This window comes from Streptomyces sp. NPDC027663, assembly GCF_055566415.1.
The window spans coordinates 76,196-91,920 of the sequence record NZ_JBVHSK010000019.1; the positions used below are offsets into that span (position 1 = coordinate 76,196).

Consider the following 15,725-nt stretch of genomic DNA (forward strand, 5'->3'; position numbering starts at 1 on the left):
GACTGAGCGCTCCAGTCGGGCTGTGCGGCAACCTGGGGGCGCAGCCGGAACCGGCGGAGCCGCCCTGGCCCCGCCCGCACCGAGCGGCGAAGGAATCGTCGGGACCGGTGGATCGGGACTTCGCAGCTCCGGCCGGATGGCAGGACGCCGTCAGGGCCGCTGTGCGGGTAGTGGTGCAAGGGTGGGCCAGCGAGTGAGCATTGCATCGCGCATGGCCATGGTGAGCCGCCCGAGATCCTCCAACTCGGCGCTGTTCATGGTCATCTGCCCGGTGATCCCAAGACGGTGGACGATCTGCCCGGTGACCCCAAGACGGTGGACGAGTCGCTGACGGGCCGTCGCGGTGCCCCACCGCCAGTTCTTGCCGGGGGCCTTGGACAGGTGGTCGGCGGTTCCCCGGTCTGCCCGCTCGACCAGCGCATCGCCTCGAAGCAGCCAGCCCGCACACGCGTCGGTGAGGTCGCCCCGGACGTCGGTGCCGGCCGCCTGGCGCCAGGCCGTTCGGTAGCCGGCCTCCGCCGCGTCCAGCAGCGGCTGAGCCGGGGCTGTGACACACCAGCAGGTCGGAAAGCCGATACGGAGGCAGGCGAGTTCCACGAGCCCATTGCCGAGCGCGGCCTGTCAAAGTCGATGAACCTGACCCCGCTGCTGGTGTGCATGTCGTTGCCAGGGCAGGGATCGCCGTGCAGCAGGGCACGCCCAGACGCGTGGGCAAGGCGGTTGACGAGGTCGTCCAGCTCCCTCCGTACTGCGGATGACACCGTGCAGCCGAAGGACTGAGCGAGCCGGAGGAAGGAGTCGACGTCGTCTCCGGTGGGCCGGACCAGGCTGGGAGATGGCCGAAGTCGTCAGAAGTGGTGGCCGCGTGGAGCCGGGCCAGTGCCTCGGCATGACCGATCACTCAGTCGTCGGCCGGCGGCTGAACGTCCAAGTGCTCGAGCACCAGCACTCTTCACCGGAGTCGGCGCCGAGGAGCCCTGGTACGACGGGCGGGTCGACCCGGGACGCGAGCCGTGAACGCAGCCACCTCGCGGGCGCACCTCTCGGCGGCCTCCGGGCCCTCGACGAACTGCTTGACCACCACCGGTGTGCCGGACAGCTCGGCCCGCCAAACCGTGATCGCGGACTGCTGCCCAGCCTGCAAGCTCGGCGTGGCGAACCCAGCTCCGCTTGCAGCCTCTCCCCGACCCCAGCCGTGACCACATGACTGCATCCTCCCACGTGCGCGAACACCTCTACTGGTGAATGGAAGAGCAGTCGGCTCGCGCCACAGCTCGGTGGGGCATCGGTTCGGCCCTTTGGCCCACGCGGCGACCACTGCGTCCAGTGCATCCGGTCACTCGACGAGTGGGCCGAGTCCGAAGCGGGCGCCTGCCGGGACGAGGGCGACGAGGTGCGGCGCGTTCACGGCTGAGTTGTCCAACTGCCCCTCCCCATGGGGCTGAAGCGATCCTGGTGGTCGGCTGCACGCTCGAGTTGGTGCGGGCGGCTCGGTGTGCCCGCTGCGGCTCCGGCACGCCAACTCCGGTGTCTACGGGGCCTCTCGGAGGTGCGCGGGGCCGAGGTCCACCGAGATCTCGGCCGTATCCGGCCCCGCACCCGACCCCCGCACAGGTTTCCGGCCCGATCGAACCTCAACAGAACCTCAAGTCGCCTTCGCTCGAACGTCACGTCCGCACCCCTCAAAAAGGGACATACAGTTGATCTTCGCAGCCCGGATGAACTCGAGGGTAACTTGATGGCAAGAGGATCTTGACGCATCGCCCGGCACACCGTTACGTTTTTGCATGCCTTCGGGGGGAAGGCAGAGAGAACCGGGGGGATCTTTTGATGGGGACGCCGGCCGCGACAGGCCCTGCTAGTTCCTGATTTTCTGCGGAGTTCCCGCAGCTTTATCAATCGGCTCACCTCGTGGGGTGACATCGGTCGTCCTTCGAGACGCCGGGCCGATCCGTGTGAAGACATTCAAGACTTCGGCAGTCCGCTGCGCGTGCCCATTTTTTCGCGCAGGACCGCCGAGGGGGGTCTTTGATGCATGGACTCCCGACGCGCCCATCAAGGGCGACATCTGTAGCGAAGGGGGGTGAAATACATGGAGAACATTGACGTCATCGAGATCGAGGACGACATCGTCGAGTTCGAGTCCGCTGAGGACAACACGGCGAACGTGGCCAACGTCGCGAACGTGGCCAACGTCGCGAACGTGGCCAACGTCGCCAACGTGGCGAACGTCGCCAACGTGGCGAACGTCTGATGAGGCTGGGTGGCGGGGAATTTCCCCGCCACCCCGTCTCCTCCGTATCGAAAAAGGCCGGCACTGATGGCGGGAAGCCCGGTGAGGCTCCCGCGACTCTGTGGAAAGGTAAGACCAGACTGTGGCACGCTCGGTGATTGAAGAAAAGCTGCAAGCGGCCCGCGTGTTGGCGGAGGCACTTGCCGCTGACGACAATGGATCAATTAATTCCATGTATATCGCTGGAAGCCTGACGGCAGGCCTTGGGAATCCCACGAGCGATGCCGACCTTTTCGTTCTCTACGCCGACGAGTCCGCCATGGGCGACGACGTCACGCAATACAACGTGAACGGTCACCGGGTCGATGTGGAACGGTACACGCTCGCATTCGTCGAGGAAGCGGTGAACACCATCACTTCCTTCGAGCTGCGGCGCGACAACCTGACGGATCTGCACAAGCTGCCCGACAAGCTGGACTTCGTCTGCCGCCTGTACACCTCCGAGATCGTCGCGCCCTCGTCCTCCCTGGACGGCTTCAAGCAGCGGATCGACTCCTCCGTCGGCAACATCCGCCAGGTCGCGGTCAATCACTCCGCCATTGCGGTCAACGGCCACCTCGAGGACTTCCTCGGAGCCTGCGCGGACGACGACTTCGAGACCGCGGCACTCGTCGGCCAGGAGCTGACCGCCTACGCCGGCAAGGCCGTCACGGCAGCCTCCGGCGACCTGTACTACAGCAAGAAGTGGGTCTACAAGCAGCTCGACCGCACGCCCGTCGCGGGGTTCCCGAAGGACACGTTCACCGACTTCCAGCGCGGTAACTGGACCGGTCGCGGGCGTCGCGCAGCCGAAGAACTCGTCTTCTTCGTGCAGACCTGTGTCGCGGCGAGCCAGCTGCTCAGCCGCCAGACGGTCTCCCTCGACGTCTGGCCCTGGACCGCGCCGGCCGAGCCAGCCGCCGAAGGCCTGTGGCGCAACCCGTCGTACAACGTGCTCGGGCAGAGCGACGGAATCCTCCTGCACTGGGAGCTGCGCCGCCAGCTGATGCTGCGCGACCCCGCCGCCTTCGTCTGGGCGCTGTGCGACGGCCGCAGCCCGCAGGGCGTCATCGACGCCGTGCACAAGCTCGCCGAGCACGTTCCCGCGCTCAAGGCCATGACCCCCGAGCGCATCGAACGACTGCTCGAGTCGCTGCGCTCGCGCGACCTCGTGGGCGGCGAACCGTACTCCGTCCTCGACACCATCTGAGCGGGCAGCGAGCCATGGCAGTGACGACGACCCAGCAGAACACCCGGCCCACCGGTACCGAAGGCCTCCTCGAGGCGGCCCAGTGGGCCGTCGAGCGACTCGGCGCATCGGCAGACTACGTCCAGGCCTACGCGGAGCGCACCGTCGAGGTACGCGTGGAGTGCCTCGACGGTGAGGTGCTCGCCACCTGCGTCGAACCCCGCGAGGGACTCGCGTGCATGGTGCGCCAGGACGGCCGCTGGCGCCATCGGGCCTTCTCCGTCGCCGAACTGCCTGCGCTGGCCCAGTGGTTGCCGGCGGACGGCCAGCCTGCCACGGGGGACGCGCCCTCGTGGCAGGACGCCCCGGACCTGGACTTCGAACCCGTGGCCGCGCAGGACTGGTCGGCTGCCGGCTCCGCCCGTGCACACTCCCTGCGCACCATGGAGGACTTCACCCTCCGCGGTGTCGCCGTCGTGGACACCGACGGCGTGCGGTCGGCCGCCACCTCCCGCTTCGTGCGGCGCCGCGTGGAGGCCACCGTCGTGCACGACGCACAGCGCTACCGGGGCCTCAGCCGCTGGCTGGAGCGCGGCCCGCAGGCCGGCACCGCCACCCGCGACGCCCTGCCGCAGGACGTGGCGCGGATCGCCGTGGAACACGCGCACAACTCCGCGCGTGCCCGTCTCGGCGGCCGCCACCGCACACCCGTGGTCTTCGGACCGTCCGCCGCGGTCGCTCTGCTGCACGAGCTGATCGGCCACGCCCTGGAAGGCGACAACTTCGCCATGCAGAGCGACTACGTCGCAGCGCTCCGCAAACCGGGAGCCGTCCCCGCCACCGTGACGCTGTACGACGACGCCACCCTCACCGACGGCTACGGTTCCTACGACATCGACGACGAGGGCTTCGCCGGCGGCAAGACCGTACTGGTCAGCGAGGGTGAACTCGGCACCCCGCTGTCCAGCGTCCGTACGGCGCAGCGCCACGGCTACCGGCCCACCGGCAACGGCCGCCGCCGCGACTACCGCGCCCTGCCCCTGCCGCGCGCCAGCAACACGGTGGTGCCGCGCGGCACGGATGCCCCGGAGGCCCTCATGGCGCCGTCCGCCGAGGGCCTGCTGCACGTCGGCTGCCTGGGGGCCGGGATGATCAACCTCTCTACCGGAGAGTTCCACTTCGCCGCGCTGAACTGCACCTACCTCACTCCCGACGGCCACCGCCTCCCGGTACGGGACGTCAGCCTCTTCGGTGACGCCGTCGAGACCCTCACTCGCGTGGAGGGCATCGGCACGGACTTCGGTGGCGACAGCGTCACCTGCGGGAAGCAGGGGCAGATGATCGGCATCGGCCTGTTCTCTCCCTCGATGCGTTTCTCCGCACTGGATTGGAGCGCAGCGTGAAGACCCTTCAGCACCGGGCCGACCAGGCCTTCACCGTGGCCGAGGCCGTCCAGTCGGCCCTGCGCCCCGAGGAGAGCGCGGCGACGTACCTTCAGCGGACGGCCCGCCGCCGATTGGCGTGCGACGTCGTTGGCAAGAAGCAACTCCTCGTCGAGGAACCGGCGTTCAGCGGCTTCGTACGACTCGAGCGCGACGGCCGGGAACTGTACCTGAACGCCAACCAGCTCACCGAGCCGACCGCGGCCAGACTGCTGACGACCGGACGCCCCCTGTTCCACCTGGGCAGCGCCGCCGTGGACGGCGAGCGGCCGCACGCACACCGCTCCGTGCAGTCCGCGGACGACGGCTGGCACACCACGCGCGACCGCCTCGACATGGCCGGCGCGGCCTCCCGCACCAGCGAGCTGATGGCAGCCATCGGCGCCCACCTGCGCCCCGGGCAGAGCATCGCCGGACTGCACGTGAGCGACATCCTGCGCGAGTCCGTCTTCCTGGACAGCTCCGGGGCCCGCCTGAAGGACCAGTGCTACGGAGTCGAGTTGACCGCGCTCGTCACCGACGACGCCGGTTCGCACGTGGTGTCGGCCACCCGCTACGCCACCACGCTCGACGAGATCGACCTGGCCGGGCTAGGCCGCGAACTCAGCCTGATCCACACAGGGATGGGCTCCGGGGAGCACACCGTCACGCACAGCCGCCTGGTGTTCACCCCGTCCGCCGTCGCCCAGCTGCTGCGCGCCCTGGTGAACACGATCCTGCTCAACCCCGTGGCCCACCCCGCGCCGATGGCCACCTCCCTGGTGGACGACGGGCCATGCCCCGAAGGCTACGGTGCCCGCTCCTTCGACTGCGAGGGCACAGCGACCGGAGCCATGCAGCTGGTCGGCGGCGACGGGCGGCAGCGCCCCCTCGCCACCCGCACCGTGGCCCTGGCGGAGGGCGGGCCGCAGCATGCGTCGCCCTTGACGGGCCACGCATGGTGGAACCCGCTGAAGAACTTCCCCCAGATGACGGCCGGCAACGTCCGGCTGACCCCCACACCGGACACCACCACCGACTCCCTGCTGGCCGGCGAACGCTGCGTGGTCGTGGACGCCCGCACCCTGGGCGTCGAGGAGTTCCGCTCCGGGGGCCAGCTCGCCTTCCGGCTGTTGACCGCCCGCACCGTGGACGGCGTTCCGCTGCAGGCCTGCGCACCCATGTCCGTCGAGGGGTCGGCCATCGACTTCCTCGCCTCGGTGACCGCCGTCGGCGACACCGTGTCCTACTTCCCCGGCCAGATCTCGGCAGGCGGCGCCTACCTGGAGATGGACATCGCCCGGATCACCTCGAAGGCAATGGCATCATGACCGTGACCAGCGGAGGGCTCGAAGCCCGAGGACTCGTACGCGAGTTCACGACGAAGGACGGCTCCGTACGACGAGCCGTCGACGACGTGACACTGGTCGTACGACCCGGCGAACTCGTCTCCGTGCTGGGCCCCAACGGCGCCGGCAAGACCACCACGGTCAAGATGCTGACCGGTCTGCTCCTGCCAACCGCCGGCCAGGTGCTCATCGACGGGCACGACGTCGTGCGAGCCCGCCGCCGCGCCGCCATGGCCTGCGGCTTCAGCCTCGGTGGTGACACCGGCCTGTACCCGCGGCTGACGGCCGCACAGAACCTGGAGTTCTTCGGCCTCATGTACGGTCTGCGCGGTACCCGCCTCGCGCAGCGCGCACATGACCTGCTGCACGAGGTGGACCTCTCCGACCGGTCCGGCGACCTCGTGGGCTCCTTCTCACGCGGCATGAAGCAGCGGCTCCACCTTGCGCGCGCGCTGCTCCACGAGCCGTCCGTCCTCATCCTCGACGAGCCGTCCGCGGGCCTCGACCCCCAGTCCGCCGCCACGATGCGCGCCCTCGTCGCCCGCCTGGCGGGTGAGGGCCGGAGCATCCTGCTGACCACGCACGACATGCGCGAGGCCGAGGAGCTCAGCGACCGCATCGTGCTGATGAAGGGCGGCCGGATCCACGTGGAGTCCACGGCCGGCGAGCTGCGACTGAACGCGGCGAGCCGGCTCGGCCACGTCGTCAACGCGGTCTTCTCCGCCGCCCAGCCCCCCGACGCGGTGAAGGACTGCCCCGGCATGCTGCGCATGGAGCACGACGGCTCCGCCGTCACCCTGCGCGTCGGTGACGGCGCGGCCGCCGTGCAATGGCTGCTGGCCACTTTCCCCGGACAGACCACCAGCGTCGCCGTCACCCCGCCCACCCTCGAGGAAGTCTTCCTGGACATGGTGGCCGCGTCATGACGACCCCACGCACCGGCACCGCCCGCGCCGCGCGGCTTCCGACCAGTCGCCCCGCCTCCGCAGCTACCTTCCTCCGGGCGGTCGTGGACCAGCTGAGGATGCACGCGACCAGCCCCATGGCCATCTTCTCGACGCTCGCGATGCCCTGCGTCTTCGCCTTCGTCGTACACGCCAATGCCACGAGCGGCTTCTCGCGCGACACCACCAGCGACATGGCCGTCGGCTCGGCCGGCATCGGCATGCTCGACTCGATCATCGTGCTGGTCCTGTTCAGCATGCTCGGCGAGAAGCAGTGGAAGACACTGCACGCCGCCCTGGGAAGCCCCGGCGGTCTCGTCCCCGTGGTCCTGGGCAGGCTGACCGGGACCGCCCTCCAGTCGCTCACCGCGCTGCCCGGCACGCTGATCGTCCTCGGTCTGCTGTTCGGCATCGACGGCACATTCGACTGGTTCCGCTGGCTCGTCGGCGGTGTCCTCCTCGCCTTCGCCACCGCCTCCATGATCGGGCTGCTCGGCATCGCCGTCCTGCGCTTCCCCTTCTCGGCGGGCATGACCAACGGACTGACCGGGCTGATCATGGCGCTCAGCGCACTGATCGTGCCCCAGTCCGCCCTCCCGGCTCCCGTGCAGAAACTCGCCCTGATCGTGCCGCAGTCCCACGTCATGGCCTGGATCCGCGGCGCAGGCCCGGGGCGGCTGCTCGCGGCGCTGGCCCTGACCGGCTTCTTCTGCGCACTGGTCGTCCTCGCCCTGCAACGGCTCGAGAACACCGTCCGCCGTACCGCCCTGCCGCTGGAGGCCTGAGCGATGCAGACTCCCGCCCGAGCCCCCCGGACCGGCGCGATGCGTGCCGCGCTGCGCGGCGCGACACTGTCCTACCGAGCCCTGTTCACCTGGTTCAACCCGCTGGGATACCTCAGCTCACGCATCGTGCGCCCCATCGGTATGGCCATCGCCTTCACCTCCCTCGCAACCCACTACGGAGCCGGAGCCGCCCGCATGCTGGTCGCCTCCAGCCTGCTGGCCGGCGCGGGTGCCGTCGTCTACGGGATGGCCCTGTCGATCGGCAACGAGCGCTCCTTCAACACACTCGGCATCTGGCTCGCCTCCCCCCAGAACAAAGTCGCCGCGGCCTGCCAACGTGCCCTGCCCCACATCGTCGACGGCTTCGTCGGCGGCCTGTGCACCTACCTGGTGTGCTGCCTCCTGTACACGACGCTGCCGATCGGCATCGGGCAGTACGCCACACTGCTGGTCGTCGGCGTGCTGACGACGGCGGGATTCGGCCTGACCCTCTCGGCCCTCGCCCTGCTCATCGAGGACCTGTTCGTCGGCCCCAACACAGCCGAACTGGTCCTCATGGTCCTGTCAGGGACCCTGGTGCCCCATGACCGGCTCCCCGCATTCCTGATCCCGCTGAGCGACGTGATGCCGCTCAGCCACGTGATGCAGGCCGTCGACGGCCTCCTCGTCGGCCGGACGCACAGCGCGCCCCTGATCGTCGAACTGGCGGTCGGCGCCGCCTGGGCCCTCGCCGGTGTGCTCTTCGTGCACCTGGCCGCCCGCCGCGCGACGGCCCGCGTCGCGCTCGGCAACGCCTGAACAGCCCCGGAAAGAGAAAGAAGACAAGTGAGCAACAGCCTGGCATCCACCTGGTCCGCGAACGCCTGGATCGACCCGCGCGGCACCTTCTCCGGTCCGGTACAGCACAAGGACGGCCTGATCATCCCCGGCTCGCTGGCGGCCGCCCCGCTCGGCGACACCGAGCCGTACCTGGTTCCCTCCCTGCCCGTCGAGGTGCACTGCCACGGCCTGGGCAGCGTCGACTTCTCCAACTTCGCGGAGATCGACCTCTTCGAGGTCGACAAGCATGCCGCCTCCGAGGGTCTGCTGTGCATCCCGACCCTCTACCTGCGCCAGGAACGCCTCGACGGGTTCGTCGAGTTCATGAAGGGCTTCGCCGCGCTGAAGGCGGACGGCAAGCTCCCATTCGTCCCCGCCATCGCACTGGAGGGCCCGCTCGTCGCCAGCTTCGGCGGCACCCCGGCCAGCTCGGTATGGGCGCCCTCCAAGGAGGAGTGGGACAAGCTCGCCGGCTGCGGTCCGCTGGGCCTCGTCTACATCATGCTGTCTCCGGACGCCCTGCAGTCCAGCTCCTATCTGGCCGCGCAGTTCACCCCGGACCACCCGTCGCTGGAGTGGATCGTCACCCGCCTCGTCGAGAGCGGCATCCGCCCCGCGCTCGGGCACTTCGCCAAGGAGAACCCGCAGCTCGGCGCCGACTGCATCGAGGAGGTCCTGTCCGCGGCCGAGGCCGCCGACTGCCCGCACGACGGCGTCCGGGTCGTCACCGACCATCTCTTCAACGAGATGCCGCTGCTGATCAAGCACGCGTTCCGCACCTCCAAGGCACGCGCCAACCGTGACGCGCTCCTGGCCGGCTACGACCTTCCGTCGTGGAACCTGGCCGACCTGCACGAGCAGATCGGACCCGTGCCCGCCGCCATCATGCGCGGCGCCCACGCCGGCCGCATCGCCGCCTGCCTCAACTTCGACGGCGAGCACGTCGACTTCGCCATCGCCAAGCGGGCCATCGAGATCGTCGGCCCGCAGAACATGATGCTGATGACGGACCGCAGCGACGTCGCCCGCCTCGCCGGACAGGACCTGCACCAAGAACCCGGCAGCGACCTGTGGTACCAGGAGCAGGGAGTGGTCGCCGCCGGCACCCAGCCCATCGACCAGCAGATCGCGAACGTCCGCGCCCTGGGCATCCCCGAGGCCGACATCTGGCACCTCGTCTCCTTCACGGCCTACCGCACCTTCTTCCCGGAACTGGACCTCGCCGCAGCCCAGTTCACCCGGGGCTGCCACGTCGACGCCGAGCGACAGCGCCGCGCCCTCATCTGAGCGCACCCGTCAGGAGAAACGAAGCAGAAAGAGGAGCACAGAATGGAGACGCAGCGTTCCGCCCAGCGCCCCCACGACATACCGCACGGCCTGCTGGCCGCCGTCACACGGTCGCCCGTCAAGGCACACCTGTTCGGCATGGACACCTACACGCGGGAAGCCGCCTGGACGTTCGGCGACCACACCGCCGATCTGCTGCGCACCGCCCTCTGCGTCCTCAAACCTGATGCCGCCGCAGGGCGGCGCTACGGCGCCGCCCTACAGGCCCTGCAGGACAACGGATTCCGCCCCGTCGACGCCCTGCGATTCCGGCACAACCGGCTGACCATCCGCGAGACCTGGCGCTTCCAGCTCAACTTCGCCGACCGCGAACGCATCGCCACCATGGAGCTGTACCTACGCTCCCTCGACTGTGTCCTGCTCGTCCTGCGCGACGAACACCACCAGCCCGGCGCCGTACCGGCCTCCGTCCGGCTCGCCTCCCTCAAGGGCGCCGCAACCGCCGAACTACGCAGACCGGAGCACCTGCGGGAGCGACTGGGCGCGCTCAACGGGCTGTTCAACTTCGTCCACACCACCGACGAACCCATCGACGTGATGCGCGACCTCGGGCTGTTGCTCGAATCCCGGCGCCGCGAACTCGTGCGCGACCGCATCCTGTCCGGTCACGACGCCTCCGACGAAGTGACCCGACTCCGCCAGGAAGTCGAGGAGTCGGTCGCACCGCACGACCTCGACCCCGACCGCAGCTGGCGGCGACTGGAGAAGTCCGGCACCCCCGCCGGAGCACTCGCCCGTGTCCGCGCCGAGGGTTCCACCGTCACCGCCACCGAGCTGCTCGGCGCGGCGCACCATCCCGACGCCGACCCCGCCGACCTGTGGGACCTGCTGTCGGTACTGACCGCCACCGTGCGGTTCAACACCCCCGGCGTCGAACGGATCTATCCCAACGTGCTGCTCAGCGCCTGGCAGGAGCAGGCATGAGCGAGGGCAACGTCTGCGTGTGCTACCAGGTCACCGAGGACGAGATCGTCGACTGGATCCGCCGGGGCGCCAGAACCGTCGAGCGCCTGGGAGAGCACTGCAACGCCGGGCAGGGCTGCGGCGACTGCCGCGAGATGCTCGAAGAACTGCTCGAGGACTTCGGCGACGAGGCCGACGGCTACGTCAACCCGGCGGTGAGCTGTGCACAGCAGTGACAACGAGATCACCCGGTTCTGGCGCACCACGCTCGCGACGGCCGCAGGGCTGCCCCTGGACGTGCGACTGACCGAGCAGCACGCCCCGCTGGCCGCGGCCGTCGCCTACGACCTGTCCTTCGCCGGAGCGCACGGCCACCGCATCGCAGCCTGGCTGATCCTGCCCACGGGCGGCACCGACGACGGCCCGCTGCCCTGCACCGTCCAGTTCCTCGGCTACGGGGAAGGCCGCGGCCACATCCTGGACAGCCTCCTGTGGCCGGCGCTCGGCTACGCCACGCTCGTCGTCGACACCCGGGGCCAGAGTGGCGCCGGCGGCCGCGCCGGCGCCACTGCGGACCCGGTCGGCCTCACACATCCCCAGATTCCGGGCTTCACCACGCGCGGCATCCTCGACCCGGACACGTACTACTACCGGGACGCCTACGTCGACGCGGTGCGTGCCGTCGCCGTCGCGGCCGCGCACCCCGCCGTGGACGCCGACCGCATCGCCACCACCGGCCGCAGCCAGGGCGGACAGCTGGCTCTGGCCGCCGCCGTCCTCAGCCCCCAGGTCGCCGCCGCGCTCGTCGAATCCCCCTTCCTCGCCGCGCTCCCGGAGCTGACCCGGCTACCCGACCGGCAGCCCTACCGGGAGCTGCTGCGCTTCGCCGAGTCCTACCCGGACCTGGTACCCCGTGCATCGCGCACGCTCGGCCTGTTCGACGTCGCCGAGCTGGCCGGGTACGGGCGCTGCCCCGCGCTGTTCTCCGTGGCCGGCCGGGACCAGCGCTGCCTGCCGGAGACCGGATACACCGTGCACGCCCGCTATCCGGCACCCAAGCAGCTCCTGACCTGGCCACTGGCCGAACACGCCGCACCCAACACCCCGCTCCGTCTCGCCGAGGCGGAGTTCCTGGCCGACGTCTTCTCGCAGGCCGCCCCGCACGCCCCCGCGTTCTGGCAGGAAGGACACAACCGATGAGACGCCTGCATCCGGACAGCCCGCCCATTGCGCAACTGACCGAGATAGCCACCGACGTCCTCGACACTGTCACCTGGTCACAACGCAAGGCCGATCTCTATGCGGTCGACCAGTACTTCCGCGAGGCGAGCTGGACCTTCGCGGACATCGTCGAACAGATGCTCGGCATCGCCATGTGCATGCTCAAGCCGGAGGCGACCGCCGGGCGCAGGCTGCGGCCCGCGCTGCGCATCCTCAGGGAGGCGGGCTTCCACCCCGTCGACGCGGTGCGCTTCCGGCACGACCGCCTGACCATCCGCGAGGTCTGGCGCTACCAGTTCAACATCGCCAGCCGCCGGCGCATCGAAGCGATGGACGTCATCCTGCCCAGCACCGAGACGGTGGCGCTGGTCCTCAAGGACGAGCGCTGGCAGCCCGGGGCGGTCCCCGCCGCGGTACGGCTCAACTCCCTCAAGGGCCCGGCCGAGCCCAGCCAGCGCAAACCCGAGCACCTGCGTCACCAGCTGGGCGTCGTCAGCGGGCTGTTCAACTTCACGCACATCTCGGACGAGCCTGCCGACGTACTGCGTGAGCTGGCCGTCATCTGTGACGAGCCCCGGCGTGCACTGATCCGTCGCCGCATCCTGGACAACCACGACGCCCGCTCCGAGGCTCTGAACATCTTCCAGGAACTGGAGGACCGGCACCCGGAGCACGACTTCGACCTGGAAGCCAGCTGGAGGCGGCTCGCCGCGGCCCCCGGACCCCTCGGGGAAGCAGGGAAGCGGCGCCCCGGTCCGAGCGAGATGCTCGACCTGACCCGGAACACCCCGCTGGACAGCCCGCACCGCTGGGACCTGCTGACCGTCGTCACGCACCAGCTGACCGAGATGAACGTCGACGGCGTGACCCCCACCGTCCCCAACGTCACCGATGCCTGGGCGCCGAAGCGACTCGACGGGGTCGCCTCGTGACCGCCGTACTGGCCACCCTCAACCTCGGTGTGGAACGACAGGGCCCCTGGACCAGCGTAGGCCGCAGCGGCATCGACAAGAGGCCCGTCGACCACCGGGTCATGGCCCGCAGCTGGGGACTTGAAGGCGATCTGATCGCCGACAAGCGCGTTCACGGCGGACCCGACAAAGCGGTGTACGCCTTCGCCCGTGAAGATGCCGTCTTCTGGCAGGAGGAACTCGGCCGCGAGTGCGCCCCGGGGAACTTCGGCGAGAACTTCTCCACCGTCGGCATGGACATCACCGGGGCCGAGGTCGGCGAGCAGTGGGCCATCGGCGAGGCGGTCTTCGAGGTCATCCGGGCCCGAAAGCCCTGCCGTGTCTTCGCCGGCTTCTGGGACGTCCCGGACCTGGTCAAACGCTTCATCGCACACGGCGCCCCGGGCGCGTACCTGCGCGTGCTGAAAGAAGGCACTGTAGGCGCCGGCGACGCCGTCGAGATCATCAAACGTCCCGGCCACGGAGTGACCATCGGATACATGCTCAGGGCGCTGACCACCGAGCCACACCTGATGCCCCGCTTTCTCGACGCCCCGGAAATGCTGCCCAAACACCATGAGAAGGCCCGCAAGTGGCTGGCCACGCACCAACAGGAGATACCCGCCCGATGACGACCACAGCATCCCAGCCCTTGATCGACCCGGCCCGGCTGGCCGCCCTCGACTGGTCCGACATGCCCGCCCTCCATCGGCCGATGGAGGAGCTCCTCGAACATCTGGCATCACACCCCACCTGGCTCAACGACGCCTTCGACCACGTCCTGGCCACCCCCGAGCTCCTCAACCAGTGTGAGCGCCTGCAGGAACTCGACCGTGTCGTCCTGGTCAACGACAAAGCCAGCGACGTGCGGATCCGCCTGCACGTCTTCACCGGCAGCGATTTCGACCGTCCGCACAACCACCGCTGGAGCTTCGGCTCCCGCATCCTGCACGGCAGCTACCAGCACCACCTCTTCGGCGACTACGAAGAGCTGGACACCGACACCCGCATCGGCACGCCGGCGCTGGTACGCGAGGAGGTGGCCGGCTCGGGCTATGTGATCCGCCACACGATGGTGCACACCGTCAGCTCCGCCGTCGACACCACGTCCCTCATCGTCCGCGGCCCCTCCGAGAAGGACCGCTTCGTCGTGATGAACCGCGACACCGGCGAGGCCTGGTGGCAGTACGGCCAGAAGGACGAGAAGCCTGAGGACCAGGTCCGACGACGGCTCGGCGCCGAGCGCGTCGAGGAGATCAGGCAGCTGCTGATCAGCCAGGGCTGCATCCGTTGACCGGGGTCGCCGCCACCGCGGAGCCGATCGAGCTCATCATCTTCGACTGCGACGGCGTACTCGTCGACAGCGAACCGATCGCCGTACGTACGCATGTCGCCCTGGGCGCCGAACTGGGCTGGCCGCTGAGCGAGTCCGACGTCATGAACCGCTTCGTCGGCCGCTCGACCACTTCGATCGGCGAGCAGATCGCCGAGCGCCTCGGCGAGGAGACCGCCCGTGTCTGGGACGAACGGTTCCGGCAGCTGCACGCCGAGGAGGTGGACAAGAGCCTCACCGCGGTCGACGGCATCGTCGAGGCCCTGGACCACCTGGAAGCGGCGGGCCTCGGAGCACGGCAGTGGTGCATCGCCTCCAGCGGCAGCCACGAGAAGATGCGCCACACCCTCGGCAGGGTCGGCCTCTACGAAAGGTTCGAGGGCCGGGTCTTCAGCGCCCACGAGGTCGAACGGGGCAAGCCCGCCCCGGACCTGTTCCTGCACGCCGCACGGCAGATGGGCATCGATCCGTCCCACTGCGCCGTGGTGGAGGACAGCAGGTTCGGCGTCCAGGCGGCCACCGCCGCCGGGATGCGTTCATTCGGATACGCGGGGGGCCTCACTCCGGCCGACTGGCTCACGGGCCCGACGACGGTCGTCTTCACCGACATGCGCCGGCTGCCCGCCCTGGTCACGGCACACGGGAGGCAGGAGGTGACCGATGCCGTTGGAAATTGAGCGCAAGTTCCTGTTGCGGAGCGACGCCGTACCGCCTTCCGTGGCAACCGAACCCATCGAGCAGGGCTACATCGCTGTCACCGACGACGGCACCGAGGTGCGCCTGCGCCGCATCGCGGGCCAGTGCGTCCTCGGGATCAAGCGCGGAAAGGGTGGCCTCTCCCGCATCGAGGTCGAACTCCAGCTCACTGAGGAGGAGTTCGTGGAACTCTGGCCCGCCACGATCGGCGCCCGGCTGACGAAGACCCGCCACTCGGTGCCCGTCCACGACACCCTCGCGTACGTGGACGTGTATACGGAGAGTCTGTCCGGTCTGCGCACTGTCGAAGTGGAGTTTCCGTCCGAGGAGACAGCCAGGGCCTTCACTCCCCCGGACTGGTTCGGCACCGAGATCACCGGAGCCCCGGAGTACAAGAACCGCCGTCTAGCGGCCGAGGGAATTCCCGGCACCACGGCCTGACCCTCGGGGCCGTCGACGCATGCCCGGGCGAGCCCCGCACCGGGTCACGCCCGGG

General features: G+C 69.4%; 17 protein-coding genes. 16 read left to right on the forward strand and 1 reads right to left on the reverse strand.

From position 1 onward, the window contains the following. Positions 1-150: 150 nt before the first annotated feature. Entirely contained in the window at positions 151-597 is a 447-nt protein-coding gene (locus ACZ4SF_RS33795; protein WP_468392148.1) for a hypothetical protein, read from the reverse strand. 1,495 nt (positions 598-2,092) lie between these two features. Here ACZ4SF_RS33795 and ACZ4SF_RS33800 point away from each other — a divergent pair. From ACZ4SF_RS33800 to ACZ4SF_RS33875, 16 genes are all read left to right on the forward strand, one after another. Then, entirely contained in the window at positions 2,093-2,254 is a 162-nt protein-coding gene (locus ACZ4SF_RS33800) for a hypothetical protein (protein ID WP_468392150.1), read from the forward strand. Positions 2,255-2,465: 211 nt separating this feature from the next. Beyond that, positions 2,466-3,482, forward strand: a complete 1,017-nt coding sequence (locus ACZ4SF_RS33805; protein WP_468392152.1) for a PqqD family protein — start codon at positions 2,466-2,468, stop codon at positions 3,480-3,482. 14 nt (positions 3,483-3,496) lie between these two features. Continuing rightward, complete coding sequence (locus ACZ4SF_RS33810) at positions 3,497-4,864, forward strand: TldD/PmbA family protein (protein ID WP_468392153.1); 1,368 nt, start codon at positions 3,497-3,499, stop codon at positions 4,862-4,864. Continuing rightward, entirely contained in the window at positions 4,861-6,213 is a 1,353-nt protein-coding gene (locus tag ACZ4SF_RS33815; RefSeq protein WP_468392155.1) for a metallopeptidase TldD-related protein, read from the forward strand. The genes ACZ4SF_RS33810 and ACZ4SF_RS33815 overlap by 4 nt, the downstream gene beginning before the upstream one ends. Next, complete coding sequence (locus tag ACZ4SF_RS33820) at positions 6,210-7,157, forward strand: ABC transporter ATP-binding protein (RefSeq protein WP_468392157.1); 948 nt, start codon at positions 6,210-6,212, stop codon at positions 7,155-7,157. The genes ACZ4SF_RS33815 and ACZ4SF_RS33820 overlap by 4 nt, the downstream gene beginning before the upstream one ends. Then, positions 7,154-7,960: a hypothetical protein gene (locus ACZ4SF_RS33825; protein ID WP_468392159.1), complete on the forward strand. Its 807-nt coding sequence runs from the start codon at positions 7,154-7,156 to the stop codon at positions 7,958-7,960. The genes ACZ4SF_RS33820 and ACZ4SF_RS33825 overlap by 4 nt, the downstream gene beginning before the upstream one ends. A 3-nt stretch (positions 7,961-7,963) precedes the next feature. Continuing rightward, a complete protein-coding gene (locus ACZ4SF_RS33830; protein ID WP_468392161.1) occupies positions 7,964-8,758 on the forward strand; it encodes an ABC transporter permease in 795 nt (264 codons plus the stop codon). Positions 8,759-8,785: 27 nt separating this feature from the next. Then, a complete protein-coding gene (locus ACZ4SF_RS33835) occupies positions 8,786-10,066 on the forward strand; it encodes a hypothetical protein (RefSeq protein WP_468392163.1) in 1,281 nt (426 codons plus the stop codon). Between the two features lie 42 nt (positions 10,067-10,108). Then, the gene (locus ACZ4SF_RS33840) at positions 10,109-11,050 is read left to right on the forward strand and encodes a nucleoside-diphosphate kinase (RefSeq protein WP_468392165.1); all 942 of its coding nucleotides are present in this window, start codon (positions 10,109-10,111) and stop codon (positions 11,048-11,050) included. Beyond that, positions 11,047-11,265 (forward strand): (2Fe-2S)-binding protein, encoded by a 219-nt coding sequence (locus tag ACZ4SF_RS33845; protein ID WP_468392167.1) that lies wholly within the window; start codon positions 11,047-11,049, stop codon positions 11,263-11,265. The genes ACZ4SF_RS33840 and ACZ4SF_RS33845 overlap by 4 nt, the downstream gene beginning before the upstream one ends. Beyond that, on the forward strand, positions 11,252-12,229 hold the full coding sequence (locus tag ACZ4SF_RS33850; protein WP_468392169.1) for an acetylxylan esterase: 978 nt from the start codon (positions 11,252-11,254) through the stop codon (positions 12,227-12,229). Before ACZ4SF_RS33845 ends, ACZ4SF_RS33850 begins: the two co-directional genes overlap by 14 nt. Continuing rightward, positions 12,226-13,182 (forward strand): nucleoside-diphosphate kinase, encoded by a 957-nt coding sequence (locus ACZ4SF_RS33855; protein ID WP_468392171.1) that lies wholly within the window; start codon positions 12,226-12,228, stop codon positions 13,180-13,182. The genes ACZ4SF_RS33850 and ACZ4SF_RS33855 overlap by 4 nt, the downstream gene beginning before the upstream one ends. Then, the gene (locus tag ACZ4SF_RS33860; protein ID WP_468392173.1) at positions 13,179-13,832 is read left to right on the forward strand and encodes an MOSC domain-containing protein; all 654 of its coding nucleotides are present in this window, start codon (positions 13,179-13,181) and stop codon (positions 13,830-13,832) included. The genes ACZ4SF_RS33855 and ACZ4SF_RS33860 overlap by 4 nt, the downstream gene beginning before the upstream one ends. Next, positions 13,829-14,494, forward strand: a complete 666-nt coding sequence (locus ACZ4SF_RS33865) for a hypothetical protein (RefSeq protein ID WP_468392175.1) — start codon at positions 13,829-13,831, stop codon at positions 14,492-14,494. Before ACZ4SF_RS33860 ends, ACZ4SF_RS33865 begins: the two co-directional genes overlap by 4 nt. Then, complete coding sequence (locus tag ACZ4SF_RS33870) at positions 14,491-15,210, forward strand: HAD family hydrolase (RefSeq protein WP_468392177.1); 720 nt, start codon at positions 14,491-14,493, stop codon at positions 15,208-15,210. Before ACZ4SF_RS33865 ends, ACZ4SF_RS33870 begins: the two co-directional genes overlap by 4 nt. After that, positions 15,194-15,670, forward strand: a complete 477-nt coding sequence (locus tag ACZ4SF_RS33875; RefSeq protein WP_468392179.1) for a CYTH domain-containing protein — start codon at positions 15,194-15,196, stop codon at positions 15,668-15,670. The genes ACZ4SF_RS33870 and ACZ4SF_RS33875 overlap by 17 nt, the downstream gene beginning before the upstream one ends. Positions 15,671-15,725: the final 55 nt, after the last annotated feature.

Coding starts and splice junctions, on each gene's coding strand:
- ACZ4SF_RS33800 (WP_468392150.1), top strand. CDS start 2,093: ATGGAGAACATTGACGTCATCGAGATCGAGGACGACATCGTCGAGTTC.
- ACZ4SF_RS33805 (WP_468392152.1), top strand. CDS start 2,466: ATGTATATCGCTGGAAGCCTGACGGCAGGCCTTGGGAATCCCACGAGC.
- ACZ4SF_RS33810 (WP_468392153.1), top strand. CDS start 3,497: ATGGCAGTGACGACGACCCAGCAGAACACCCGGCCCACCGGTACCGAA.
- ACZ4SF_RS33820 (WP_468392157.1), top strand. CDS start 6,210: ATGACCGTGACCAGCGGAGGGCTCGAAGCCCGAGGACTCGTACGCGAG.
- ACZ4SF_RS33825 (WP_468392159.1), top strand. CDS start 7,154: ATGACGACCCCACGCACCGGCACCGCCCGCGCCGCGCGGCTTCCGACC.
- ACZ4SF_RS33830 (WP_468392161.1), top strand. CDS start 7,964: ATGCAGACTCCCGCCCGAGCCCCCCGGACCGGCGCGATGCGTGCCGCG.
- ACZ4SF_RS33840 (WP_468392165.1), top strand. CDS start 10,109: ATGGAGACGCAGCGTTCCGCCCAGCGCCCCCACGACATACCGCACGGC.
- ACZ4SF_RS33845 (WP_468392167.1), top strand. CDS start 11,047: ATGAGCGAGGGCAACGTCTGCGTGTGCTACCAGGTCACCGAGGACGAG.
- ACZ4SF_RS33855 (WP_468392171.1), top strand. CDS start 12,226: ATGAGACGCCTGCATCCGGACAGCCCGCCCATTGCGCAACTGACCGAG.
- ACZ4SF_RS33865 (WP_468392175.1), top strand. CDS start 13,829: ATGACGACCACAGCATCCCAGCCCTTGATCGACCCGGCCCGGCTGGCC.
- ACZ4SF_RS33875 (WP_468392179.1), top strand. CDS start 15,194: ATGCCGTTGGAAATTGAGCGCAAGTTCCTGTTGCGGAGCGACGCCGTA.